Here is a 24,828-nt window from a genome sequence, read left to right on the forward strand (position 1 = left end):
TAGGGGTGACGCACGTCGAGCATGCACGCCCGTCTGTAGACGCGAAGTCGCGTCTCACGCGAATGGAGAAAGGGAAGAGATCGCTATAATTATCACGCATCCAACCTGCGCCAGCTTGGCCGCTGCCACGAACCGCCGCCGCTCGGGCGCCGCACAGGCGCATGCGATCCACAATCGGACATCTGGGAGAGGCTGTCGTCGTCGAGAAAGGGGCGCAAGCGATCCTGAAGATGCTCCATTGCGGCCATCATATGCTTTTGGACCATGCGCGGTGTAATCGACAGCGTCTCGGCAACCTCCGGGGTGAGCATGCATTCCTGGCGGCGAAGCCGGAAAACTTCCCGGCGACGGGGTGGAAGCTCGGCGAGTGCCGCTTCATAGGCCGTCTGAAGATCCGACAGCAGGCGTCCATCTTCTTGCTGCGGTTCCGCTTGCAAAAGATCTTCGGATACCGAACTTATTTCGATGGAGTTTGAAAGAAGAGACTTCTTTCTTCCGCGATCATGAATCAGGTTGCTGGCAATCCTGAGCAAATATCCTATCGGAGATTCAATCATCATGTCCGAATTGTACGAGTGATACCTGATAAAAGTATCCTGTATTATATCATCTACGTCGCTCTTGTTGTTCAGTCGAGGTACGATATATTTGCGCAGGCTATCACGATATCCGTCAACAAGGTGATGTTCCAATTGCATGACGGAATGGTGACTATGGCTGGGCGTGCTGTCCAATGCCAATGCCGAACGCGTCATTCCAAATTTGCATAACCTTGTTTCAAGCGCGAACCTGCCGGGCTTGCAACGCGAAGATCTGGCTTTAGCCGCTAATTCGGCATCCGCGAGAAGGCTACTTTACGCGCGCGCTCCACGCCGACGGTGAGCCCCGTAATATGGCCCGTTGTGTCGCGCGTGAACCTTATGATCGCATTGCCCCCCTGAAATGCGTCGTGGTAGATCGGTTTCAGGATCTTCATGAAATCCGGGCGATCCTGAATGCGCCAGATCAGGCCATCGGTCCCGGCGCTGAGGGCATAGACCGCGCCGACCTCGTCGCTTTCATAGCGGCCCGGAAATTCCGCCAGCCTGACCGACGCCGGCGTGACCGCTGGCGTGCGCAAATAGACTGCGATATTTCCGTCCCGGCCGACAAGTTCGATCCGGTCTTTCGAAACCACGCGGCTTTCGGTTGACTGATATTCTTCCAACTCCAGCGGCGCGCCCGTGGCCTGGCTCACGAACAGACCGTCCAGTTCCTTCTTCACCGGCTTTGGCGGCTTGAACATGGGCAGGAATTTCGCGGCCACCTGACGCCCGAGGGTCGTCGGCGCGTTGCTGGCGTTGCAAAGCATCGCAACCGAAAGCTTCTGCGTGGAATAACGGCCCAGCCAGGCGCGATAACCGGCGGTCGATCCCGAATGCGCAATCTCCGGCACGCCGTGAAAGCTGTAATTGAACAGGCCGCGACCATAGGTCAGCGTCCGCCCGTCGCGAAGCGTGCTGCGCTCGGACAGTTTCCGGGTAACCAGCGCGCCGACTGCGCCGCTGTCGAGCGCCCGGTTCCAGATCAGAAGATCGCCGACCGTGGTGAGGAGGCCGCCATTGCCATAGGTGTTCTCGAACGGCATTTCCTGTTGGTAGACTTTGCCCGTCCATTCATAGGCCTGCGCGCGGTTGGGCACGATCCGGCGGAAATCATCGCGCCACTGGGTATGAACCATGCCAAGCGGCCGGAAAAAGACCTCCTGACTGAAATCCGCCAGCGACTGTCCGCTCACGCGCTGCACGATCTCGGTCAGCAGATTATAGCCGGTGTTCGAATAGCTCGATTCGGCACCCGGCTCGAAATTGAGCGCCTTCTGCTTCGCCACGACGCCGAGGAAATCCTTTTGCGTGAAGACCCGCGTCGTGCGCGGCCAGCCCGCCAGCCCCACGACGGCGCCCCAGTCGCGCAGGCCGCTGGTGTGGTTCATCAGCTGATCGACGGTGATAACCTGTCCGTAATCGGGCAATTCGGGAATGATCGTGCGGACGTCGGTATCGAGTTTGAGCTTACCGGTCTCGACCAGCTTGAGTATCGCGGCGGCGGTGAACTGCTTGGAAACCGATCCGGCTTCGAAGACGGTATCGGGTGTGATCCGGATATCGTGCTCGAGGTCGGCCATGCCATAGCCAAGCGCCAGCACGGGCTGGCCCGGACGATCGACCGCGATCGCACAGCCCGGCGATTTGGCACTATTCCACTGGGCAAAGATCGGGTCGATATCCGGTGCGGCCGGACCGGTCCGGGCTTGGGCCAGCCCGGGAGAGGACAGGATGGCGGCTGCAGCCAATATATATCGACGGCGCGACCTGGCGGGGAGGGGAGAAACACGGTCCGGCTTCATGTCATTACTCCCATATCACCCCGCGAAGGATCAGAATTTCAGCTTTGCCGAGGTCGAAAAATAGCGGCCGATCTGGTCATAGTGGATCTGGCCCGTCGTGGTAAGCGGCGGACCGCGGTCGAACACATTGTTGACGCTCACCGCCAGCGTCAGCTTGTCGATCCTCACCCGAGCGCCGATGTCGAGATACGCCCGCGCAGAGATGTCGTTGTTCTCGATATCCAGAAGATGGTTCCACTTGCCGCCGCCGACGTAGCGGACGCGGGCATCGGCGCTTAGCGGACCCTGATCATAGGTCATGCTGAACGTGCCGCGCCACTTCGGCGTGCCGAACGGAACCGCCTCGCCAACATCGCCGACATATTCGATCTTGCTGATGCCATCGTCGGTGGTCAGGCTGTCGACATAGGTCGCAAGCGCGCGAAAGCGTAACGTGCCGGGGACCGATGCCGCGACATTGTTCAGCGGCAACGTATAGGACGCCTCGAAATCGATGCCGTTCGTCTTGTATTCCGCCAGGTTGACGAAGGTTGCAAAGACGGTCGTGATCAGCCCGTTCTGACGCACGATCTGATCGCACAGCGCCGTATTGCCGTTGGCGCAGCGGGTCACGATGTCCTGACCGCTCAGCGTGGCGATCGCGCCTTTGATCCTGATGTCGAAATAGTCGATCGACAGATTCAGGCCGGGGATGAACGGCGGCGCATAGGTGCCGCCGATCGTCGTCGTCGTCCCGATTTCGGGGTCGAGCGCGGGATTGCCGCCGCCGAAGGTCACGATCTGATAGGTCGTCTGGGTGATCGGATCGGCGATGTTCGACTGCGTCGTCGAGCGGGTGTTGTAGAGTTCGGACAGGCTGCCCGAGCGAATGTCGCGCGACCGCGAAACGCGGAGCAGCAAATTGTCATAGATGCGGTTGGTCGCGCCGAGCTTCCACGACCAGACGCTGCCCGTGTTGCTGTAATGGCTGTAACGGGCGGCGCCGCTGAACTCCAGCTCGCTGAAATCCTGCTTCAGCAGCGGGATCGCGACTTCGGCGAAACCCTCTTTGACATTGAAGCCGCCGTTGATCTCGGAAAAGTTGAAGGTCGAGAAGGCCTGGGCGCGCGACAGGGGGTCCAGACCGCTCGATCCGATCGACTCCCAGCGCGCTTCCGCGCCCACTGCGATCGAAACGGGGCCGGCCCAAAGCGCGAAGGGGTCGCCGCGGAGGCTGACGCTGGCGGTATCCAATTTGGTCGTGTTGCGCACATGCGCCGCGTTCGAGAAGGCATAGGCGACTGCGGCCGGGTCGGCATTGCCCTCGCCAAACAGGTTGAGCGGGCGGCAGGCCGTCGAGGGGTTGGTGAGGGCCACCCGGCAGACGGGCTGGCCGGTAACCGGGCTGGTGACCACATCGATCGCCTGATTGAAGGGCACGGTGACCTTCTGGTTCAGATAACCACGATCGTCCGACAGCTCGCCATGGCCGTAATAGGCGCTGTAGCGCCATTTGCCGTCGGCGAACGATCCGTCGACACCAATCGCCGCATCGATCGTCTCGCGCACATAACCGAAGGTGCGATAGCCATAATCTTCGAACACGCGGCCCATGCGGAAACTGGTCTGGTTGGCCGCGATGAGCCGGTCGCGTACGGCGGTCGGCAGGAACGGATTGTCGCGCGAGACCGTGATATTGTCGCGATTGCTCTCGGCGTAGAAGCGATATTCCGCCGACATCCGCGAATAGCTGCCGTCCACCCAGAATTTGGCATCGCCAAGTTCATAGCTGGCGCGCGCATAAGCCGTGATGCGCTCATAGGGGGCGGCGAGCGCCGTCTCGTCGCGCAGGCTGGTGCCTTCGCCGCCGACCATCACCTGCGTCCCGCGCGGACTGCCGTATTGGAAGGCACGCAGGGTGCCGTCGGTGTTGAACGTCTGCCCGGCGAGCACACCCGTGGTGATCAGGCCGCCGATGCTGGCATTGGAATAATTGACGTCGCGCGCGATGACGAAGGCATGCGCCGAGCCGGCCGGGTTGGTGTAAAGCGTCGTGCTGCCAAGGTTCTTGCGCGAATCGCGGTCGAGGACGCCTTCGTCGTTCAGATATTGGCCGCCAATCATGAAATGCCCGGCGCCGTCGGCGAACTTCACGCCGAAGGTCCCGTCGAAACCATAACGGAAGGCGTCGCGGCGCGACGAGATGCCGCCCTGTGCGCCGAGTTCGAGTCCCTCCAGCGAATCGTTGAGCAGGATATTGACCACGCCGCCGACCGCGCCCGAGCCCCAGGCCGCGGAGGCGCCGCCGGTGACGACCTCGACGCGCTGGATCAGACCCTGCGGGACCGTGTTGAGATCGCCCGAGCCGGTAAAGCGCCGCCCGTTCAGCAAGGTCAGCGTGCGCGAGGTGCCGAGGCCGCGAAGATCCGCCGGCGACGAACCCGATGCGGTCCCGGAGAAGTTGGTGACCGGGGACGTCGTCGCGCGGAACTGTGGCAGGTCGTTGAGGACCTGAGCAATGCTGGGCCGGGCACCCTGAAGCAGGTCGCCTCCGCTGATGACCGTCGTGGGCGTCGGCGCCCGGAAGCCCGCCTTGTCGATGCGCGATCCCGTCACCACGATTGCATCGCCCTCCGCGGGGGTGTCGCTCGCGTCCGCGGCTTCGACGGCATCATCCTGCCCGGCCGCGGCTGCTGCGACAGGCGTGAGTGTCATCGCCATGGCGCCTGCCGCCGCCGTGAGCATCAACCGGTACTGAAGATCCGAGCGCGTCATGTCTTTCCCCCTTTTGGCCGCGTAAATATACGCTGCGTCCACAGGGAAGACGTCGGACCTTGACGGAGCCGAACGGTCAGATGGATTTTTTGCAACGGGGGCGGGCTGGTCCCGTTAATCGATGCCAGCGTTGTCAGTGGGCGACCGACGAAGAGAAGCCGTTCATGATCACCACGCCGGTGACGATGAACGCCATCCCGACCATTGCGGGCGTATCAAGCTTCTGACCCTGAAACAGCCACGCGATCGTCGCGATCAGTACGACGCCGACAGCGGACCAGATGGCGTAAGCGATGCCGGTAGGGATGGTGCGAAGAGTTAGCGAAAGAAAATAGAATGCGACGATATAGCCGGCACCCGTGACAAGCGACGGGACCAGCTTTGTGAAACCGTCAGACTGTTTCATGAAGGAAGTGGCAATCACCTCTGCGATGATAGCGATCATCAAATACACATAAGACATAGAGCGCTCCTCCATTGGTCGGCGGTGCGGCATCCAGTCGTTGACCAGCGCCACCCCACCATTTTCGGGTGGTTGACGCCGCGGCTTTGAAGAACCCACTGGGACGGGCGCAGGGACTACCAACCTGCAATTCTATTCTCGGCATGCGCGACATAGTCAGGCAGCCGCCGATTTGCACGTATTTTCATTGCCTGGTGACCGGGTGTCTGCACGGTCTGCCGAAGAGAAACGCTCAGCTTGTCCTTGCAATGCTCGTCGGGTGTAGCGCAAATCCACACAACGGTTATAGCGGCGCTCTGGTCCGGGGTTGTCCCGGCCGTACCTATGGAGATAGATATGAACCACGCCGAACTGTCGGACAGCGTCGCAGCATCGCTCGGGCTGAACAAGGCCGACGCGAAAAAGGCGGTCGATGCCGTCTTCGCCGCAATTACCGATGCCGCCGCCAAGGGCGACGAAGTTTCGGTCAACGGCTTCGGCAAGTTCAAGGTCAAGGCGACGCCGGCCCGCGAAGGCCGCAATCCCTCGACCGGCGAAACGATCCAGATCAAGGCAGCAAAGAAGCTGACCTTTGGTCCGGCCAAGGCCGTCAAGGATCGCCTGAACGGCTGATCGCAAAAGCTCGTGTCCCGTCGGCATCGGCCGGCGGGACCTTGCGACCAAACTAATCTTTACCGGCGTTCCGGCTGTCGCCGCGCCGAACGGGCGGCCGCACTGTCCGCCATGCGAAACTCGCGGGCTTTCCCGGCGCCAGGCTGCACGCGGCCCGGCGTGTGTCGGTGATGCGCGCGACCACGGCGAAGCCTTTGCCCCTTCAATTGAGCGCCGGGTGCGCTATTCGCTCCCTCTCTCCTTCCGGCTGGCGTAGGGGGATCTTATATATACTGGCGCCGGCATGCCGCCCAATTGAGCGGTGCATCCAAAGCCGTTGGTCAATCAAGGAAAGCTGCGTTTCGCGTTATGACATCGCCTGATGAAACCCTCGAGGAGCTCGGCTGGCGAACCTGGTTCGGCGAGCAGGTCGATGAGGAGGAAGCGCTTCATTGCCTTCCGGTCAGGGTGATGGCCGTCCACCGCGGCAAGATCGCGGTGGCTGGCGCGGGTCTCCAGCGCCTTGTCTCGCCCTATATCGCCGGCGCCGCACCCTCCGACGACCATCCGACTGTCGGGGACTGGCTGATCATCGATGCCGTCACCTTTGAGCCCGTGCGTGTTCTGCGCCGGATGAATCTGTTCAAGCGGCGCTCGCCCGCCGATCCGCGCAAGGAGCAGATGATCGCCGCGAATGTCGACACGCTGTTCATCGTCGCATCGTGCAATCAGGATTTCAGTGTCGGCCGGATCGAGCGCTATCTGGTGTTGGCGCGAGAGGTCGGGGTGCATCCCGTCGTGGTTCTCACCAAGACCGACCTCACCGACGCGAAGGAGACTTTCGCGGCCGCGGTGCGCGCGATCGAGCCCGGCTTGCGCGTCGAAACCGTCAACGGCCGCGATCCCGCGAGCGTCGCCAGCCTCGCATCATGGTGCGGCAGGGGGCAGACCGTCGCGCTGCTTGGATCCTCGGGCGTTGGCAAATCGACGCTGGTCAACACATTGCGCGGGTCCGACAGCATCGCCACGCAGGCGATCCGTGCCGGCGATGACACCGGACGGCACACAACCACGGTTCGCGAAATGCATCGGCTCGATCGCGGCGGCTGGCTTCTCGATACGCCCGGCATGCGCGAACTTCAGCTGGCCGACGCGTCCGAGGGATTATCGGAGGTTTTCGATGATTTTATCGCGGCGGCACGCGATTGCCGCTTCTCGAACTGCGCGCATGCCGGCGAACCGGACTGCGCGGTTCAACGTGCGATTGCCGAAGGTGCGTTGACGGTCGAACGCTTCGAACGCTGGCGCAAATTGGCCGCCGAAGAGGGCAGTAACGCTGAACGCTATCCGAAGCGGCGCCGATAGCGGACGAGGTCAGGAATTAATTCGCGCGGGTTCAGGCGGTGGCTTCGCGGCCGCGCATCTTGGTCGGGGCCATGCCAAAGCGGCGAGCGAAAGCACGGGTAAAGCTGGCATTGCTCATATAGCCGCAATTATAGCCGATGCTCGATATCGGGAGGTCGCTCTGCGCCAGCAGCTGACGCGCGCGCTGCAATCGCCGTTCGCTCACCGCCTCGGCGACGCTGCATTGATAAAGTTCGCGAAAGCCCCGCGTCAGCTTGGCCTTGCTGAGGCCGCAGCGGCGCGCGACATTTCCTACCGTCAGCTTCTCTTGCCAGCGCTCGTTGACCAGCTGGTGCGCCGCCGCGACCCGTGTGATATCGAGCTCGCTCAAAGATGTTCTGCCGCCCACCTCGACCATGCGCTCGGCGGCGAGTTCGGCGAAAAGCTGGCAAAGCAGTTCCTGGCTGCGCGCGCTGCGCAACATATCGTCGACTTCACTGTCGCCTTCGACCGCGACGACCGCGCGGCCGAGGCCGCGAAGATTGGCGGGGAGATACCATCGTCCGTCCGCCTTGGGACGGAGTGCGAACAGCCGGTCGCACGCGGCGCGGCTGATCGCGAGCACTACCAGATGATCGTCGGCGGGGCCCACGACATCTCCGGGCAAAAGCATCGAGACGGCAGGCTCGCCAATGTCGCCAAAGCCGAAGATGAGGGCGTCGGGCGGCAAAATCGCGGGGTCGCAGGGGCCGCGACCGACGAAGCTCGTAAACTCCGGAGAAATGCGAATGGATAGCTTGTTTGTCATCCTGTCATCCCAGCGAATCGGGGAACCAGTGGCGGCGGAAACTGCGGTGTGCAACAATCTTGGTAGCACCCAATGCGCAAATTTCTTTGCCGATTGTGTTGACGCATGTTGCTGTCCGGCTTGATCGGCGCGATAAATGAGCAAATATGTGCCAGATAAGAAAATCGAGTGAAAGGACGCAGATGCCGGCAACGCGCCATCCCAGCCCAACCGGTAGCGATCGGCGGACCCCCATCGACGGTAATCCGGGGATATTCCTGCGAGAGCTCCGCACCGAAAAGGGCTGGACCCTTGCCGAAGTCAGCGAGCGGACGCGGATCCCTGTTTCAACTTTGTCAAAGATTGAAACAGGGAAGATGTCGCTTAGCTATGAAAAGCTGCTGCGGCTGAGCCAAGGGCTTGAAATCGACATCACGCAGCTGTTCGCCGCCGCCGCCTCGCTCCCCGCCGCCGCGCATACGGCCACCGGGCGACGCAGTATTACGCCGGCAGGTGAGGGGCCGTCGATCCAGACGGCGACCTATAACTACACTTATCCTTCGGCGGATCTGCTCAACAAGACGCTCAATCCCATGATTATCGATATCAAGGTGCGCTCGATCGATGAGTTCGGCGATCTGATGCGCCATTCGGGCGAGGAATATGTGCTCGTGCTCGAAGGCGAGTGCGAATTTCACAGCGACATCTATGCGCCCTCCCTTCTGAAAACCGGCGATTCTGTCTATTTCGACGCGTCTATGGGCCATGGCTATGTCGCCGTTGGCGAAGGACCATGCCGTATCCTGTCGGTCTGCTCGGCCGCCGACGCCGATCTGAAATCGGCGCTTCATCCCGTCCACACCTGACGTCTGCGCATAGCTGCCGGACGGATCCGCCGGAGCGCAAGCATCAGTCGAGCCTGTGACGGGCTATCTGGAAAGTTCGGATCTTTAGATCATGCTCGCGTCCGGCATAGCGGCGGTCGGGAGATTGCGTGCCCCCGTTGACAAATTTCCAATCAGGATGTCTATATCCAGAATTGAAAATATTTCAAAAAGAGAAATTTTTGAAATTCGGCCGCCACAGCGGTCTGGTTGGAGGGGGAGGGCGAATGCGGTTCTTACGTTCATGCGCAATGCTGGCTGCGGCATTTGCCGGAGTTATAGTTCCTGCGACCACGTCCGTGGCGCAACCGGCCGCAAAACCGTTGGCGGAGAATAGCGGTGGCCCTGGCTCGCGGCCCGCCCCGGCGATGGTGAAGAGCGACGTCGATGCGTGGCTCGACGGCTATATGCCTTATGCGCTCAAGCGTGGCGATGCCGCGGGAGCGGTTGTGGTCGTGGTCAAGGACGGAAAAGTGCTGACGCAGCGCGGGTTCGGCTATGCCGATGTCGAAGCACGCCGCCCGGTCGATCCCGAAACCACGCTTTTTCGCCAGGCATCGGTGTCCAAGCTGATGACCTGGACGGCTGTGATGCAGCAGGTCGAGGCGGGGAAGATCGATCTCGACCGCGATGTGAACGCCTATCTCGATTTCGAGATACCCGCCTATGGTGGCAAGCCGGTGACGATGCGCAATCTGATGACGCACACTGCGGGCTTCGAAGAGGTCCAGCGCGGGCTCAACAGCTATGACCCCAATGGGGTCCCGCCACTCGGCGTCGTCATCAAGCGCCAGGTGCCGCACCGGATTTTCGCGCCGGGTACGACGCCCGCCTATTCCAACTATGGCACCTCGCTCGCGGCCTATATCGTCGAACGCGTCTCGGGCATTCCCTATAATATATATGTCGAGCAGCGCATCTTTGCGCCCGCGGGAATGACCCGATCGAGTTTCCGGCAACCCTTGCCGACTGCGCTGCGGCCGCTGGTGGCGAGCGGCTATATGCTGGGTTCGGGCAAGCCGGGGAAGTTCGAGATGAACAGCCTGGCGCCCTCCGGCGGCCTGACCGCGTCGGGGGCCGACATGGGGCGTTTCATGCTCGCGCATCTCGGCGATGGCGGGTCGCTGATGAAGCCCGCGACCGCGGCGCAGATGCACACGACCATCTTGCGGCTGGTCCCCCCGCTCAACGGGATGGCGCTCGGTTTCTATGAGCAGAATATCAACGGTCGCAAGGCGCTGTCGCACGCTGGCGACAGCCTCAATTTCCATAGCCAGCTCTGGCTTTTCCCGGAAGAAAAGGTCGGCATCTATATGTCGATGAATGCCGCGGGCACCCAGAATGTTTCGGGACCGATCCGCAGCTATTTGTTCGAGGCCTTCGCCGATCGCTATTTCCCGTTCGAGCAGCGCGACGGCCGGGTCGATGCCGCAACCGCGCGCGAGCATGCGCGCATGATGGTCGGCACCTACAACAAGACTCGCCGGCTGGAATCGAGCTTTTTGAAAGCGATGGAATTGACCGGGGGACAGGTGAAGGTGGCGCTCGACAGCGACGGGGGCATCCGGCTGAGCATCGCGTCGGGATTGGGCGGTCAGGTTCGCAAATGGATCGAGATCGAACCGTTTGTGTGGCGCGAGCAGGGGGGCAAGATGCGCCTCGCCGCCAAGGTGGAAAATGGCCGCGTCGTGCGCTTCAGTCTCGATTCGGCGTCGCCCTATCTCGCATTCGAACCGGTGCCTTGGTATCAATCGAGCGCGTGGATCACGCCAGCCCTGCTGGCCAGCCTTGGCGCGCTCCTGCTGACCGCGATCGCCTGGCCCGCCTCGGCGCTTGCGCGCCGCCGCTATGGCGTGAAATCCGACCTCGCCCCCGCCGCGCTGAAAAGCTACCGGCTCACGCGCGGCTTTGCGGCGCTGGCCGTGGCGGTCATGGCGGGATGGCTGTTGTTCGCCAGCAAGCTGTTGTCCGATTTTTCGTCACTCAGCGGCGAACTCGACGGGGCGCTGATTGCGCTGCAGATCGCGACCCCCCTCATTTTCCTGGGGCTGCTGGCCAGCGCGATGTGGAATATCCGGCATGTCTGGACATCCAGACGCGGGCGGTTTGCGAAATTCTGGAGCATCATATTGCTGACGAGCGCCGTCATCCTTCTGTGGGTGGGGCTGGGTTTCCACCTGATCGGCTTCGGCACGCGCTTCTAGTGATTGGCCGGCGCGCCGCAGAGCGCGGCCGCCAATCAAAGAAACTTCTCTATCTGTATTGCTTTTATCCAAATTTGAAAATAGTGTCCTATACAGGTCAACAGGGACGGATGAGGAGCGCGGCGTCATAGGCGATGCCGTGTTCGGGCTTCCCTTCCGATTTTGGTGAGAGACGTGAACATTCAAACCTCCCTCGATGCCGCCGCCGGCGCATTGCAATTGCCCCAGCCCTATCTGCTGTTCCTTGGGGACACGACGGTGCGCGGCTATGCGAAGACCGCCTTCGGTCTTCGCGACTGGGCACCCGAAAAATGCGTCGGCGAATATGCCTTGCCTGGCGCAACGGTCAGTGCGGGGCTGGAGCAGCTTACGCCGGCCGAGGCGCAGGCGCGGGGTGCGCGTTCGCTGCTCATTGGTGTCGCGAACAGCGGCGGTGTAATACCCGATAACTGGATGCCTGCGCTTTTTGAAGCGCTCGATGCGGGGCTCGATATCATCAGCGGTATGCACATGCGGCTGGCCGATATGCCCGAACTCGCGGCGCATGCGCAGCGCCTCGGTCGCCAGTTGATCGATGTTCGCCATCCGCCCAAGGGGCTGCCGGTCGGCACGGGGCGCAAGCGGACCGGCAAGCGGCTGCTCACCGTGGGAACCGACTGCGCGCTGGGCAAGAAATATACGGCGCTTGCTCTCGCGCGCGCTTTTACCGACCGCGGCGTCGACGCCGATTTCCGCGCGACGGGACAGACCGGCATCATGATTGCCGGCGGCGGTGTGCCGATGGACGCAGTGGTCTCGGATTTCGAGGCCGGCGCGGCAGAGACGGTAAGTCCCGACGCGGCGGATGATCATTGGGATCTCGTCGAAGGGCAGGGGTCGTTGTTTCATCCCGCCTACGCCGCGGTATCGCTGGGCCTGCTCCACGGAAGCCAGCCCGACGTGATCGTCGTGTGTCACGAGCCCGGGCGCGAAGAGATATTGGGTTCCCCGGGCTATCGCTTGCCGAGCATTGAAGAGACGATCGATCTCAACCTGCGGCTCGGCGCGCGGACCAACCCCGCAATCCGCTGCGCGGGCATCTCCTATAATACTGCGCATATGGCGGAGGATGAGGCTATCGCGCTGATGGCGGCCGATAGCGAACGGCTCGGACTGCCCGTCGCCGATCCCATCCGCGGCGGCGCCGCTTTCGACCGTCTGGTGGATAGCTGCCTCGCATGAGCGCAGCGGCCGCCCCGGCAACTGCTGCTGGATCCTCGTGGTTCCAGCGTTTCCTGCTGCCGGGTTTTGCCTTCAAGGCTGTCGTGATCGGGGGCGGTTATGCCACCGGGCGCGAGCTCGCGGAATTTTTCCTGCCGAGCGGGCCGTGGGGCGGATTGGCGGCGATGGTGCTTGCGATGCTGCTGTGGAGCATAATCTGCGCCACGACCTTTGCATTCGCCCGCGCGATTGGCGCCTTCGACTATCGCAGCTTTTTCGAAGGGCTGCTTGGTCGCGGCTGGATCCTGTTCGAGGTCGGCTATGTCCTCCTCGTGACGCTCGTGCTTGCGGTGTTCGGCGCAGCGGCGGGCGAGATCGGTGCATCGATATTCGGCTGGCCGCCGCTCGCGGGCACCGCATTCCTCGCCGCATCGATCGCGCTGTTCGTGACGTTCGGCAACGCCTCGGTCGAGGGACTGTTCAAATATGTCTCCTTCCTCCTCTATGGCGTCTACGCGCTGTTCATGATCTTCGCGCTCGGCAGTTTCGGTGACGAGATTGCAGCGCGTTTTGCCATTCCGGCGCCTTCGGAAGGCTGGGTCCTCGGCGGGCTGACCTATACCGGATACAATGTCATCGGCGCGGTCGTGATCCTGCCGGTGATTCGGCATCTGACCAGCCAGCGCGACGCGGTCGTCTCGGGCCTGATCGCCGGGCCGCTGGCGATGGCGCCCGCCATTCTGTTCTTTGTGGCAATGATCGCCTTTTATCCCGGCATCATGGGCGAGACGCTGCCGTCCGATTTCATGCTGCGGCAACTTGAAATGCCGCTGTTCCACTTGCTGTTCCAGTTCATGATCTTTGCCGCGCTGCTCGAAAGCGGGGCAGGGTCGGTGCATGCGATCAATGAGCGGGTCGACGCGGCGCGTCAGTCGCGCGGCCATGCGCCGCTCGGCAAACGCGCCCGCGCCGCCATCGCCGGGGCACTCCTCGTCGGCTGCATGTTTCTCGCCGATCGCTTCGGCCTCGTGACGTTGATCGCCAGCGGGTACCGCGCGCTCTCTTATGTGTTTCTCGCAGTCTATGTCCTGCCGCTGCTGACGGTCGGATTGTTCAGGCTGGTTCGCGGCCGCGCCGCCAGCAAGGAACAGGAATTTCAATCCGCCGTTCAGGGGAATGTGACATGACGAAACTGACTGGTTGGCGGCGGGTTCGGCGCTGGATCAAGCGCATATTACTGGGTCTGCTCGCGCTGCTGATTCTGGTCACCGCCGTGGGCGCGATCTATGAGGCGCTGGGGCGCAAGAATGCGCGGGAAAAATATCCGCCGCCCGGAAAGCTGGTCGATGTCGGCGGTCGCAAGATGCACATCGACTGCCGCGGTACCGGATCGCCGACCGTCATCCTGGAATCGGGCCTCGGCACCGGCGGGACGCTCGACTGGACGCTGGTCCACGACGAGATCGCGAGCTTTACCCGCACCTGCGCCTATGACCGCGCCGGCATCATGTGGAGCGATCCCAAGGACACACCGCAGGACGCCGCAGCTGTCACCGAGGATCTGCATGCGCTGCTGAAAGGCGCAGGAATCAAGGATTCGCTCGTCCTCGTCGGCCACTCGATCGGCGGTCCGTACACGCGGACCTATACCGGGAAATATGGCGATCAGGTCGCCGGTCTGGTGATGGTCGATCCGTCGCAGCCCGACCAGGTTATGCGGCTCGGGAAAGCGACAGGGCTGGACGTTCACCCCAGGCAGGCGTCGACTCTGATGCACACGGCAAAGGCGCTGGCGTGGACGGGCCTTGTCCGCTTCGTGATCGCGCAAAGTGACAAACCGAAGCTTCGGAATGCGGCCGAGACCAAAAGGCTTGGCGATTCGCTGGCCATATCGGGCGCCTACACCAGCAGCTCGATCCGCGGCTCGACGTCCGAACTCGATGGCTATGATCGCACCCAGAAGCAGGCGCGCGCGGTTCAGACTTTCGGCAACCGGCCGCTGATCGTGCTGACCGCTATGGCACCGTTCAAACCCGAGCAGCTGAAAGGGTTGAAGATGAAGGCGGAACAAGGCGCGCGCTTCAAACAGGAATGGAAGGCGCTCCATGCCGAACAGGCGGCCTTTTCGACCCGCGGGCGCCAGCAGCTCGTTCCCGACGCGACCCATTATATCCAGGTCGATCGCCCCGAAGTCGTGATCGCCGCGGTTCGCGAGGTCGTCGACACGGTGCGCGCCGATGCGCAGGTCGCGGCAAAGAAATGACAGCGAAAGCCGTCGGTCCCGAGGGCCGGCGACAGGGAGAATGAAGATGAAGCGTAAGATCCTTTTTGGTGCGATGACGATGCTGCCGATGCTGCTCGCCGCGAATACCCCGGCCCCCGAATATGACATCGTGATCCGCGGCGGGCGCGTGCTTGACGGCGCGGGCAGTCCGTGGGTCAGCGCCGATGTTGCGGTCAAGGACGGTCGGGTCGTGCGCATCGGCCGCGTTTCGGGACGCGGTGCCAAGGAAATCGACGCCAAGGGCCGCTATGTCTCGCCGGGCTTTATCGACATGATGGACCAGTCGGGGCGCGTCCTGCTCAAAAATGGCGCGGCTGAGAACAAGCTCCTGATGGGCGTGACCACGGTCATTGCCGGCGAAGGCGGGCCGCCAGCCGCGGCAGCCGAGATCCCGGCGCATTTCAAAACGCTCGAACAGCAGGGCATCTCGGTCAATTACGGCACCTATTATTCGGCGACGCAGGCGCGCGTGAAAGTCATGGGCGACGGTGCGGGGCAGCCTACCGCGGCGCAGCTCGAGGAAATGGGCCGCGAGGTCAAGATCGCGATGGAGAATGGCGCGTTCGGCATCACCAGCGCGCTGATCTACGCGCCGAGCAGCTTCCAGACCACGTCCGACCTCGTCACGCTGGCGAAGGTCGCGGCGCAGTGCGACGGCTTCTACGCCACCCACATGCGCGACGAGAGCGAAGGCCTCGTCAAGGCGATCGAGGAAGCGATCGAGATCGGCGAAAAGGGCGGGGTGAAGGTCGAAATCTTCCACTTGAAAGCTGCCTATGCGCCCGGCTGGGGCAAGCTGATGCCGCAGGCGGTGGCGACGATCAACGCGGCGCGCGCGCGCGGTGTCGATGTTGCGGCGGACCTTTATCCCTATACTGCGGGCGGCACCGGGCTTGAAATCATCGCGCCGAGCTGGGTGTGGGCCGACGGCCTGCAGAAGGGTATCGAACGGCTTCGCGATCCCAAAGTGCGCGAGCGGATGAAAAAGGAAGTCGCTGCGGGCTCGATGCCCGGCTGGTCGAACCTCGTCCACGCATCGGGCGGCTTTGCGAATGTGCGGCTCGCCAATGGCTTCAGCAAGAAATACGAGCGTTTTCACGGAAAAAGCCTGGCCGAAATTGGCGCTGCGCTGAATATCGACCCGGCGGACGCCGCTTGGGATATCGCGCTCGAAGGGCTGCCAAACCGTTCGGTCGCGCTCTATTTTATGATGAGCGAGCAGGACATCGAGACGGCGCTCAAGCAGCCGTGGGTCAGCATTGGCAGCGATGCGGCGGCCTCCGAAAAGCCGGGTGCAATGGATGCACTGGGGCTTCCGCATCCGCGCGCCTACGGGACCTTCCCGCGCATCATCGCCGAATATGTGAAGCGCCGTCCGGTGCTGTCGCTCGAGGATGCGGTGCGCAAGATGACCGGCTGGCCCGCGCAGCGCATGGGGCTGACCGACCGCGGGCTGATCCGCGACGGGATGCGCGCCGATATCGTCGTCTTCGACCTCGACAAGCTCGACGATGTCGCGAGCTGGGAAAAGCCGACGGCCTCGCCGACGGGCATTGAAACGGTGATCGTCAACGGCGTCGTCACGATTGCCGGCGGCAAGCACACCGGCGCCAGGGCCGGCGCCGTGCTGCGCCATAGCTGCGGGGTCTGAGGATATGACCCGGCACATTTCCAGCCTTTGCCTCACCGGCCTTGCGCTCGTCGTCGCGGCGCCGGCTTTGGCCGCCGCTCCGGCGATTTCGACCACAGAAGATCTCGGCACCGCCGTGTCCGCGCAGATCGCGTGCGCCAGCATCTTCGTGGCCGAGCGCGCGGAGGCCGATGTCCTGCGCGATGATATTCATGCGTTCGCGCCGTTCACGAAGGCGATAACCCTGACGGTGGACCGCAACGCGCGCACCGTCACCGCATCGGCGCCCGGCGCGGCGACGCGTACCGCGCTGTATCGCCCGGTCGCGGGGTGCACGCTGCTGACCGGCGATGTTTCGACCGCGGCGCTCGACGCGCAGGCGGCGCGGCTCAAGCCGACGCGGGGGAGTGCCGCGAAGCCGTGGCCGATCGGCGATGCCCCGGTGCGCAAGCTTCAGGCGGCGGCCGAGGCGAAGCTCGACCGTCCCGCGCTCGACAAGGCCGTAACCGCCGCGTTCGAGGAACAGAATAAGGGCGGCTATCCAGACACGCGCGCGATCGTCGTTGTGCAGGGCGGCGCGATCGTCGCCGAACATTATGCACCCGGCTTCGACCGGAACACCGAACTGCTCGGCTGGTCGGCGTCGAAGAGCATCATGGGGACGCTCGTCGGCCTGCTGGTCGATGATGGCGTGCTCAAATTAGACGAACCTGCGCCTGTTCCCGAGTGGAAGGGCGAGGGCGATCCACGCGCGAAAATCACGCTGCGCCAGTTGCTGACGATGTCGAGCGGCCTGACGTTCAGCGAAAGCTATGTGCCCGGCAATGACTCGATCAAGATGCTGTTCGAGGCGGGCGACATGGGCGCCCTTGCAGCGGCCAAGCCGCTGAGTCACGAGCCCGGTACGAACTGGAGCTATTCGTCGGGCACGACCAATATCCTTTCGCGCATCGTGTTTCAGGCGACGGGCGGGACGCTCGAGGGCATGACGCGCTTCGCGCAAAAGCGTCTGTTCGAGCCGACGGGCATGACCAGCGCGCTGATCGAACCCGATGAAGCGGGCGTGCAGGTCGGCAGCTCCTATGCCTATGCCACCGCGCGCGACTGGGCACGCTACGGGCTGTTGTACCTCAACAAGGGCAAGGCGGGGGGCAAGCAATTGCTTTCGCAGCAATGGCTCGATTTTGCGGTGGCGCCGACCAAGGCCGCGCCGCGGCCCGTCTATGGTGCGCAGCTCTGGCTGAACCATGCCGAGGCCGAGGGCGAACGCCGGAAGCTCTATCCGGACTTGCCCGAAGATACCGTGATGGCGCGCGGTCATAGTTTCCAGATCGTCGCGGCGATCCCGTCGCAGGATGCGGTGATCGTCCGCCTCGGTTGGACCCCCGAGGGTCAGGCCTTCGACTGGAACAAATATCTGTCGCAGATCGCAGCGGCGCTCGCGCCCGCGGCCAAAGCGCCCTGAACCGACTGAAGGACAAATTTCGATGACGACCAACACCCCCCTCTCGCTCGACCTCGCGATCGAAGCGCTCCCGCTTTCCAAGCCGTTCCGTATCTCGGGGCATGTCTTCACCGACACCCCGGTCGTCCTCGTCACGCTTTCGGACGGCGAGCATGAAGGGCGCGGCGAGGCATCTGGCGTCTATTATCTCGGCGACGATGTTCCCGTGATGGCTGCTGCCATCGAAGGCGTACGCGGCGCGGTCGAGGCGGGGGTGACGCGCGAGCAATTGCAGTCGCTGTTGCCGGCAGGCGGTGCGCGCAACGCGATCGATTGTGCGCTGTGGGAACTCGAAGCCCGGCGCAGCGGCGTGCCGGTCTGGGACCTCGCTGGCCTCGCCGAACCGCGTCCGCTCCGCACGACCTTCACACTCGGCGCCGACGATCCCGACGTGATGGCCGAGGGCGCACGCCGCTATGCACAGGCGCGCGCGCTCAAACTCAAGCTCACCGGCGACCTCGACGTCGATATCGCCCGGGTACAGGCGGTGCGCGCAGCGCGGCCCGAATGCTGGATCGGCGTCGATGCCAATCAGGGTTTCGCAATCGGCGATCTCGATGCGCTCGTCGCCGCGCTGGTCGCCGCCGACGTCAAGCTGCTCGAACAGCCTCTGGCGCGCGGCCGCGAAGCCGACCTGACCGGATATCAATGCCCGATACCGATTGCGGCGGACGAAAGCATCCTCACGCTGGCTGACGTCGACGGGCTGGTCGGCCGGTTCGACGTCGTCAACATCAAGCTCGATAAATGCGGCGGGCTTACCGAAGGGCTGGCGATCGCAGAGCGCGCCCGCGAACTCGGGCTGGGCGTGATGGTCGGCAATATGGTCGGATCGAGCCTCGCGATGGCGCCGGCGTTCATCCTTGGACAGCTCTGCGACATCGTCGATCTCGACGGCCCGATCTTCCTTGCGAACGATCGCACGCCGTCGATTGAATATGCCGACGGCGATGCATGGTGCGGCGAAGCGATATGGGGCCGCGAAGGGCGTTGATCGTCAAGGCAGGGTTTGGGAGAAGCAGGATGAAAAAGACGATATTCGCAGGTCTCGCGCTGGTGGCGCTGATCCAGCCGGCTGCGGCGCAAGAGAAGTCGGCACCAACGACGACCTATATCCACGCAGGACGGTTGCTGGCCGACCCCGCGAACGGCCGTGTCGAAACGAACAAGACGATCGTCGTCGAAGGCGGAAAGATCGCCGCCATCCGCGACGGTTTCGTCGGCGAGGGCAGGATCGTCGACCTGCGCGACCAGTTCGTCATGCCGGGCTTCATCGACAGCCATGTCCACCTGACCTTTGAATCGAGCCCGACGAGCCGCCTCGATGCGGTGACCAAATCGACCGTCGATCAGGCGTTCGACGGCGTTGTCTTTGCGAAACGTACGGTGCGCGCCGGGTTCACGACCGTCGTCGATCTCGGGTCCGATCCGCAAGCGATCAATGCGCTGCGCGACGCGACCGCGACGGGCAAGATCGTCGGCCCGCGCATCATCGCCGCAGGCGGCGTCGCGGCACATGGCGGCCATGGCGACGTCCATGGTTATCGTCAGGAAATCATCGACCTGTTTCGTTCGCCGACATTATGTTCGGGCGCCGATGACTGCGCGCGCGCGGTCCGTCTGGCGGTGCAGCAGGGCGCCGACGTCATCAAGACCGCCTCGACCGGCGGCGTGATGTCGAACACCGCGGCAGGGCTGGGTCAGCAGATGAGCGACGCCGAACTGATCGCGATCGTCGACACCGCGCACCGGCTCGGGCGCAAGGTTGCGGCGCACGCGCACGGCACCGACGGCGTCAACGCCGCGCTGCGCGCCGGCGTCGATTCGGTCGAGCATGGTACCTATCTGGACGCGGAATCGATCCGGCTGTTCAAGGCGAAGGGCAGCTATCTGGTTCCCACCCTGCTCGCCGGCGATACCGTCGCGCGTCAGGCCGAAACCGCCGACTGGATGCCCGCGCCGGTTCGCGCCAAGGCGCGCACGGTCGGCCCGCTGATGGTCGACGCCCTCCGCCGTGCGCATGACGGCGGGGTCCGCATCGCGTTCGGGACCGACAGTGCCGTGTCGGCGCATGGCGAAAATGCCCGCGAATTTGCGCTGATGGTGAAGGCGGGGCTCACCCCGCTGGAGACGATCAAGTCCGCGACCGTCTGGGGCGCCGTACATACGGGGCTCGAAGCCGAAATCGGGACGATCGCCGCCGGCAAGTCGGCCGATATCGTGGCGGTGAAAGGCGACCCGCTGACCGATGTGCGTAGCCTCGAGACCATGGGCTTCGTCATGGCGCGCGGCGTCGTGGCGCGGGAGGCCGGAGAATGACGATGCGATCGATCAAGCTGTTCGCACTGCTGCCGCTCGTCATGATGCTCGGCACCGCGGCGTCGACGCCGGCCACACCGTTGGCGCCGATCGTCGCACCCGCCTCCGCTTCGCAGGCGCAAAATCCCGTGTCGTCCGCGCCCGCCGTGTTCCCGACATCGGCAACGCTGACCAAGCAGGACGTCGACAGCTGGCTCGATGGCATGATGCCCTTCGCACTGCGGCGCGGCGATCTCGCTGGCGCGGTGATCGTTGTGGTCAAGGACGGGCAGGTGCTGACACAGCGCGGCTTTGGCTATGCCGATGCGGCGAAGCGCACGCCGGTCGATCCCGCGCGCACCTTGTTCCGCCCCGGATCGGTGTCGAAACTGTTCACCTGGACTGCGGTGATGCAACAGGTCGAGGCCGGAAAGATCGACCTCGACGCCGACGTCAACACCTACCTCGATTTCAAAATCCCGCTCAAAGACGGCAAGCCGGTCACGATGCGCCAGTTGATGACGCACACGGCCGGGTTCGAGGAGCATGGCAAGCTGACCATGTTCGACGATCCGAAATTCCAGATTTCGCTGGGCGATCTGGTAAAAGGCGGGATTCCGAACCGCATCTACGCCGCAGGAACGACGCCCTCCTATTCGAATTATGGCACCGCGCTGGCGGGCTATATCGTCGAGCGCGTGTCGAAAATGTCGTTCGAGGATTATGTCGAGCAGCGGATTTTCCAGCCGCTGGGCATGACGCAATCGACCTTCCGCCAGCCGCTTCCCAAGGCGTTCGCGCCGTTCATGGCGACGGGCTATCGCCAGCTTTCGACGGGGCCGTACAAGTTTGAAATCGTCGGTCCGTCGCCCGCGGGCGGGCTTTCATCGACAGGCGCCGACATGGCGAAATTCATGATTTCGCACCTCAACCAAGGGGCGGGGCTGATGAAGCCCGAAACCGCGCGGCTGATGCACGACACGCCGCTGACGATCCTGCCGCCGCTCAACCGGATGGAGCTGGGTTTCTTTGAAACCAACATCAATGGCCGGCAGGTAATCGGCCATCTGGGTGATACGCAGGCCTTTCACACCGCGCTCCATCTGTTCACGAAAGAAAATATCGGCATTTATATGTCGTTCAACGCCACGGGGGAGCAGGGCTCGGTTGGTCCGGTGCGCCGCGCGCTGTTCGAGGATTTCGCCGATCGCTATTTGCCCGGCAACGAAATGCCGAGCGCCCGCGTCGACGCCAAGACCTCGGCTGAGCATGCGAAAATGCTGGCCGGCAATTGGCTCAACAGCCGCCGCGCGGAGACCAATTTCTATGCGATCGCCTCGCTCTTCGGTCAGGTGAAGATCAGTGTCGGTCCGAAGGGCGAGCTCATCGTTCCGGCAGGACGCGATCTCAGCGGAAAGCCCGCGAAATGGGTCGAGACGTCACCGTTCGTCTGGCACAACGCCGATGGTCACGGCCGGCTCGCCGCGCAGGTCGTCGATGGCAAGGTCGTGCGCTGGAGCATCGACGGGATCTCGCCCTTCATGGTGTTCGACCGCGCACCGGCGTCGAAGTCGGCGGCGTGGATCATGCCCGCGATGTACATCAGCCTGGGCGTCTTGTTGATAACGCTGCTCCAGTGGCCCGCTTCGGCCTTGATCCGCCGTCATTACAAGGCGCCGCTGACGCTTCAGCGTCGTTCGCTGCGCGTCTATCGCGGTGTCCGCGTCGGGGCGGGCCTTGTGCTCGCACTGGTTGCCGCGTGGGTCATCAGCATGTCGAAACTGAAGGCTTTGCCGTCCTACGATCCGTGGCTGTGGTTCCTCCAGATCGCAGGGCTGATTATCCTCGTCGGCGGCATCCTGCTCGCGGCGTGGAACCTCCGTATTGTCCGCCAGGAAAAGCGCGGCTGGTTCCGCACGCTCTGGGCCTTGCTTGTGCTGTTCGCCGTCCTCATGCCCTTCTATGTCGCATGGACCTTCGGCCTGATCGCGATGACGGTGAACTACTGATGTCACGCCTGAAAATGGGGGTCTCGGTCGAGCCGCTCCGGCTCGCCGAACCCTTCCGCATCTCGGGCCATGTGTTCGACAGCCGCAATGCCGTCATCGTCACGCTCGACGACGGCACGCATGTCGGGCGGGGCGAGGCGTCGGGGGTCTATTATATCGGCGACGACCTCGAACAGATGCTCGCCGCGCTTGGCGGCGCGCGCGATGCGATCGAGGCGCATCCGTCGCGGGATGAATTGCGGTCGATCCTGCCGGCCGGCGGGGCGCGCAATGCGGTTGACGCGGCTTTGTGGGAGCTGGAATCGAAACAGACGGGCAGGCCGGTCTGGGCACTCGCCGGGCTCGACGCGCCGCGGCCGCTGCGCACGACCTTCACGCTCGGCGCGGACGAACCCGCGACGATGGCGGACAAGGCCATCGCCTGGCGCGAGGCGCGCTCGATCAAGGTCAAGCTGACCGGCGAACTCGATCTCGACATCGCGCGCGTCAACGCGATCCGCGCGGCGCGTCCCGATGTGTGGTTGGGGGTCGACGCCAATCAGGGCTTTGCAATCGGCGATCTCGACAGGCTGGTCGCCGCGATGCTTGCGGCCGATGTCTCGCTGATCGAGCAGCCGCTGGCGCGCGGGCGCGAGGCCGATCTCGACGGCTATGATGCGCCGATTCCGCTCGCGGCAGACGAGAGCGCGCTCACGCTCGCCGATGTTGCCGGGCTGAAGGGGCGCTTCGACGTCTTCAATATCAAGCTCGACAAGTGCGGCGGGCTGACCGAAGCTTTGATGATCGCCGCGGCGTCGCGCGAGGCCGGGCTGGGTATCATGGTCGGCTGCATGGTGTGCAGCAGCCTCGGCGCGGCGCCGGGCTTTGTCGTCGGCCAGCTTTGCGATCTCGTCGATCTCGACGGGCCAACCTTCCTCAAACAGGATCGGACGCCCGCCGTCGCCTATCGCGACGGCACGATCTGGTGCGACGAAGCGGTTTGGGGTGCGCGGGCGGTCGTCGACGCATGACACAGACAAGCGCGCCGACATGGTTCGGTCAGCCGCGCGGGCTGACCGTCCTGTTCCTGACCAATATGTGGGAGCAATTCTCCTACTATGGGATGCGTGCGCTGCTGGTCTATTATATGACCAAGGAGCTGTTGATGACGCAGGGGCACAGCTCCTTCGTCTATGGCGCCTATACCGCCTGCGCCTATTTTACCCCGATCGTCGGCGGCGTGATCGCCGACCGGCTGCTGGGCAAACGGCGCGCTGTCGTGCTGGGCGCCAGCATCATGGCGATCGGCCATTTCATGATGGCGTTCGAGCCGCTGTTCTATTTCGCGCTCGCGACGATCGCGCTCGGCAACGGGCTGTTCCTTCCCAGCCTGCCTAGCCAGATCAACGACCTGTACCAGGCGGGCGATCCGCGGCGGGGGTGGGCGTATAATGTCTATTATGTCGGCATCAACATCGGCGGTTTCCTGGCGCCGCTGATTTGCGGCACGCTGGGCGAGCTGTACGGCTGGCACTATGGATTTGGTGCCGCGGGCATCGGCATGTTCGTCGGCCTCGTCATCTATCTGTGGGGACAGCGCTACCTGCCGCCCGAACCGCCGCGCATGCCGACCGGCGACATGCCGCCGATGCGCTGGGCCGATCACAAGGGCACTTTCATGGTGCTGCTCGCCGTCGCTCTTTCGGTCACCGTCTTCCGCGGCGCCTATGAACAGGTCGGCAATACGGTCGCGCTGTGGGCCGACACGGGCCTCGATCGCGCGGCCGGCGCCTTCACGATCCCGATGACCTGGTTTCAGTCGCTCAACCCGCTGCTCGTCATGCTGATGACGCCGCCGCTGCTCGCCTATTGGCACCGCCGCGCCGACGCGGGGAAGGACACGTCGCCGGCGCGGCGCATGGCGCTCGGCGCCGTCGTCGTCGCCTGCGCCTATCTCCTGCTCGCGGCGGTCGAGTGGGGCAGCGGCGATGCCAAGGCATCATGGCTGTGGTTCGCGATGTTCTTTGCCATCTTCACCTTTGGCGAGCTGCTGGTCCTGCCGACCGGCCTCGGCTTGTTCGCCCGCCTCGCGCCGCCGCGGCTCGGCGCGACGACGGTCGCGGCCTGGTATCTGGCGATCTTCACCGGCAGCCTGTCGGCTGGCCTCGTCGGGATGCTGTGGAGCTATGTCGACCACGCAGGCTTCTTTGCCATGCTCGCGCTGATCGCGCTGGCCGCGGCGGGGCTGTTGCGGTCGCTAGACGGCGCGGTGCGGCGTGTCGATCCGACGTGGGCACCAAAGGGCGACTGACCGACCGCAAGCGCGCGGGGAGGGTGATACAAGCGCAATCGACCGGATAGGTTCATGTAGGCCTTCCTCGCGTGACCGCTAACGACCGATTGCGGACAAGCGATCCTCCCTGTGGCGAAGCCATGGGGGAGGTGGCAGCGCGAAGCGCTGACGGAGGGGCGATGAAGCCGACGTTGCCGCCCCTCCACCATCCGCTTCGC

The 24,828-nt window shown here is 63.5% G+C and carries 19 protein-coding genes; 14 read left to right on the forward strand and 5 right to left on the reverse strand.

Translation table 11 applies throughout. The features are described 5' to 3' along the window. Positions 1 to 92 precede the first annotated feature (92 nt). The 4 genes from AC3A43_RS17035 to AC3A43_RS17050 all read right to left on the reverse strand — a co-directional run bounded on the left by AC3A43_RS17035 (position 93) and on the right by AC3A43_RS17050 (position 5,603). The gene (locus AC3A43_RS17035; RefSeq protein WP_487793727.1) at positions 93 to 755 is read right to left on the reverse strand and encodes an RNA polymerase sigma factor; all 663 of its coding nucleotides are present in this window, start codon (positions 753 to 755) and stop codon (positions 93 to 95) included. A 71-nt stretch (positions 756 to 826) separates the two neighbouring features. Beyond that, positions 827 to 2,332, reverse strand: coding sequence for a serine hydrolase domain-containing protein (locus tag AC3A43_RS17040; protein WP_487793728.1), 1,506 nt, complete (start codon positions 2,330 to 2,332; stop codon positions 827 to 829). 84 nt (positions 2,333 to 2,416) lie between these two features. Next, the gene (locus AC3A43_RS17045; protein WP_487793729.1) at positions 2,417 to 5,140 is read right to left on the reverse strand and encodes a TonB-dependent receptor domain-containing protein; all 2,724 of its coding nucleotides are present in this window, start codon (positions 5,138 to 5,140) and stop codon (positions 2,417 to 2,419) included. A 133-nt stretch (positions 5,141 to 5,273) separates the two neighbouring features. Continuing rightward, on the reverse strand, positions 5,274 to 5,603 hold the full coding sequence (locus tag AC3A43_RS17050) for a DMT family transporter (protein WP_487793793.1): 330 nt from the start codon (positions 5,601 to 5,603) through the stop codon (positions 5,274 to 5,276). Positions 5,604 to 5,939: 336 nt separating this feature from the next. Between AC3A43_RS17050 and AC3A43_RS17055 the strand changes: the two genes are divergently transcribed. Together AC3A43_RS17055 and rsgA are read left to right on the forward strand one after the other, a co-directional pair. Further along, the gene (locus AC3A43_RS17055) at positions 5,940 to 6,215 is read left to right on the forward strand and encodes an HU family DNA-binding protein (protein WP_487793730.1); all 276 of its coding nucleotides are present in this window, start codon (positions 5,940 to 5,942) and stop codon (positions 6,213 to 6,215) included. A gap of 348 nt (positions 6,216 to 6,563) precedes the next feature. Next, a complete protein-coding gene (rsgA, locus tag AC3A43_RS17060) occupies positions 6,564 to 7,559 on the forward strand; it encodes a ribosome small subunit-dependent GTPase A (RefSeq protein ID WP_487793731.1) in 996 nt (331 codons plus the stop codon). Between the two features lie 31 nt (positions 7,560 to 7,590). Here the strand turns inward: rsgA and AC3A43_RS17065 are convergent, their stop codons facing one another. After that, positions 7,591 to 8,346: a helix-turn-helix transcriptional regulator gene (locus tag AC3A43_RS17065; RefSeq protein WP_487793732.1), complete on the reverse strand. Its 756-nt coding sequence runs from the start codon at positions 8,344 to 8,346 to the stop codon at positions 7,591 to 7,593. Positions 8,347 to 8,528: 182 nt separating this feature from the next. On the opposite strand from AC3A43_RS17065, the gene AC3A43_RS17070 reads away from it, so the two are divergent. From AC3A43_RS17070 to AC3A43_RS17125, 12 genes are all read left to right on the forward strand, one after another. After that, positions 8,529 to 9,191 carry a helix-turn-helix domain-containing protein gene (locus tag AC3A43_RS17070; RefSeq protein ID WP_487793733.1) on the forward strand — a complete coding sequence of 221 codons (663 nt, stop codon included), beginning with the start codon at positions 8,529 to 8,531 and terminating at the stop codon, positions 9,189 to 9,191. 386 nt (positions 9,192 to 9,577) lie between these two features. Next, complete coding sequence (locus AC3A43_RS17075) at positions 9,578 to 11,413, forward strand: serine hydrolase domain-containing protein (RefSeq protein WP_487793734.1); 1,836 nt, start codon at positions 9,578 to 9,580, stop codon at positions 11,411 to 11,413. 174 nt (positions 11,414 to 11,587) lie between these two features. Continuing rightward, positions 11,588 to 12,634, forward strand: a complete 1,047-nt coding sequence (locus tag AC3A43_RS17080) for an N-acetyltransferase DgcN family protein (RefSeq protein WP_487793735.1) — start codon at positions 11,588 to 11,590, stop codon at positions 12,632 to 12,634. After that, positions 12,631 to 13,800 carry a YkvI family membrane protein gene (locus AC3A43_RS17085; protein WP_487793736.1) on the forward strand — a complete coding sequence of 390 codons (1,170 nt, stop codon included), beginning with the start codon at positions 12,631 to 12,633 and terminating at the stop codon, positions 13,798 to 13,800. Before AC3A43_RS17080 ends, AC3A43_RS17085 begins: the two co-directional genes overlap by 4 nt. After that, positions 13,797 to 14,876, forward strand: a complete 1,080-nt coding sequence (locus AC3A43_RS17090; protein ID WP_487793737.1) for an alpha/beta hydrolase — start codon at positions 13,797 to 13,799, stop codon at positions 14,874 to 14,876. Before AC3A43_RS17085 ends, AC3A43_RS17090 begins: the two co-directional genes overlap by 4 nt. A 46-nt stretch (positions 14,877 to 14,922) precedes the next feature. Next, the gene (locus tag AC3A43_RS17095) at positions 14,923 to 16,548 is read left to right on the forward strand and encodes an N-acyl-D-amino-acid deacylase family protein (RefSeq protein WP_487793738.1); all 1,626 of its coding nucleotides are present in this window, start codon (positions 14,923 to 14,925) and stop codon (positions 16,546 to 16,548) included. A 4-nt stretch (positions 16,549 to 16,552) separates the two neighbouring features. Next, positions 16,553 to 17,992: a serine hydrolase domain-containing protein gene (locus AC3A43_RS17100; protein WP_487793739.1), complete on the forward strand. Its 1,440-nt coding sequence runs from the start codon at positions 16,553 to 16,555 to the stop codon at positions 17,990 to 17,992. A 22-nt stretch (positions 17,993 to 18,014) separates the two neighbouring features. After that, the gene (locus AC3A43_RS17105; RefSeq protein WP_487793740.1) at positions 18,015 to 19,025 is read left to right on the forward strand and encodes a dipeptide epimerase; all 1,011 of its coding nucleotides are present in this window, start codon (positions 18,015 to 18,017) and stop codon (positions 19,023 to 19,025) included. A 29-nt stretch (positions 19,026 to 19,054) separates the two neighbouring features. Then, positions 19,055 to 20,350: a metal-dependent hydrolase family protein gene (locus AC3A43_RS17110; RefSeq protein WP_487793741.1), complete on the forward strand. Its 1,296-nt coding sequence runs from the start codon at positions 19,055 to 19,057 to the stop codon at positions 20,348 to 20,350. After that, a complete protein-coding gene (locus AC3A43_RS17115) occupies positions 20,347 to 22,338 on the forward strand; it encodes a serine hydrolase domain-containing protein (RefSeq protein ID WP_487793742.1) in 1,992 nt (663 codons plus the stop codon). Before AC3A43_RS17110 ends, AC3A43_RS17115 begins: the two co-directional genes overlap by 4 nt. Then, positions 22,338 to 23,348: a dipeptide epimerase gene (locus AC3A43_RS17120; RefSeq protein WP_487793743.1), complete on the forward strand. Its 1,011-nt coding sequence runs from the start codon at positions 22,338 to 22,340 to the stop codon at positions 23,346 to 23,348. Before AC3A43_RS17115 ends, AC3A43_RS17120 begins: the two co-directional genes overlap by 1 nt. Beyond that, entirely contained in the window at positions 23,345 to 24,628 is a 1,284-nt protein-coding gene (locus tag AC3A43_RS17125; RefSeq protein WP_487793744.1) for a peptide MFS transporter, read from the forward strand. The genes AC3A43_RS17120 and AC3A43_RS17125 overlap by 4 nt, the downstream gene beginning before the upstream one ends. The last annotated feature ends 200 nt before the right edge of the window (positions 24,629 to 24,828 follow it).

Source organism: Sphingopyxis sp. Soil_C_28, from assembly GCF_057657055.1.

Excerpts from the sequence above, each read along its gene's own strand:
- AC3A43_RS17045 (WP_487793729.1), bottom strand. The coding sequence starts at position 5,140 with ATGACGCGCTCGGATCTTCAGTACCGGTTGATGCTCACGGCGGCGGCA.
- AC3A43_RS17095 (WP_487793738.1), top strand. The coding sequence starts at position 14,923 with ATGAAGCGTAAGATCCTTTTTGGTGCGATGACGATGCTGCCGATGCTG.
- AC3A43_RS17055 (WP_487793730.1), top strand. The coding sequence starts at position 5,940 with ATGAACCACGCCGAACTGTCGGACAGCGTCGCAGCATCGCTCGGGCTG.
- AC3A43_RS17075 (WP_487793734.1), top strand. The coding sequence starts at position 9,578 with ATGGTGAAGAGCGACGTCGATGCGTGGCTCGACGGCTATATGCCTTAT.
- AC3A43_RS17050 (WP_487793793.1), bottom strand. The coding sequence starts at position 5,603 with ATGTCTTATGTGTATTTGATGATCGCTATCATCGCAGAGGTGATTGCC.
- AC3A43_RS17090 (WP_487793737.1), top strand. The coding sequence starts at position 13,797 with ATGACGAAACTGACTGGTTGGCGGCGGGTTCGGCGCTGGATCAAGCGC.
- AC3A43_RS17065 (WP_487793732.1), bottom strand. The coding sequence starts at position 8,346 with ATGACAAACAAGCTATCCATTCGCATTTCTCCGGAGTTTACGAGCTTC.
- AC3A43_RS17085 (WP_487793736.1), top strand. The coding sequence starts at position 12,631 with ATGAGCGCAGCGGCCGCCCCGGCAACTGCTGCTGGATCCTCGTGGTTC.
- AC3A43_RS17070 (WP_487793733.1), top strand. The coding sequence starts at position 8,529 with ATGCCGGCAACGCGCCATCCCAGCCCAACCGGTAGCGATCGGCGGACC.
- AC3A43_RS17100 (WP_487793739.1), top strand. The coding sequence starts at position 16,553 with ATGACCCGGCACATTTCCAGCCTTTGCCTCACCGGCCTTGCGCTCGTC.
- rsgA (WP_487793731.1), top strand. The coding sequence starts at position 6,564 with ATGACATCGCCTGATGAAACCCTCGAGGAGCTCGGCTGGCGAACCTGG.
- AC3A43_RS17035 (WP_487793727.1), bottom strand. The coding sequence starts at position 755 with ATGACGCGTTCGGCATTGGCATTGGACAGCACGCCCAGCCATAGTCAC.
- AC3A43_RS17105 (WP_487793740.1), top strand. The coding sequence starts at position 18,015 with ATGACGACCAACACCCCCCTCTCGCTCGACCTCGCGATCGAAGCGCTC.
- AC3A43_RS17125 (WP_487793744.1), top strand. The coding sequence starts at position 23,345 with ATGACACAGACAAGCGCGCCGACATGGTTCGGTCAGCCGCGCGGGCTG.
- AC3A43_RS17115 (WP_487793742.1), top strand. The coding sequence starts at position 20,347 with ATGACGATGCGATCGATCAAGCTGTTCGCACTGCTGCCGCTCGTCATG.
- AC3A43_RS17110 (WP_487793741.1), top strand. The coding sequence starts at position 19,055 with ATGAAAAAGACGATATTCGCAGGTCTCGCGCTGGTGGCGCTGATCCAG.
- AC3A43_RS17120 (WP_487793743.1), top strand. The coding sequence starts at position 22,338 with ATGTCACGCCTGAAAATGGGGGTCTCGGTCGAGCCGCTCCGGCTCGCC.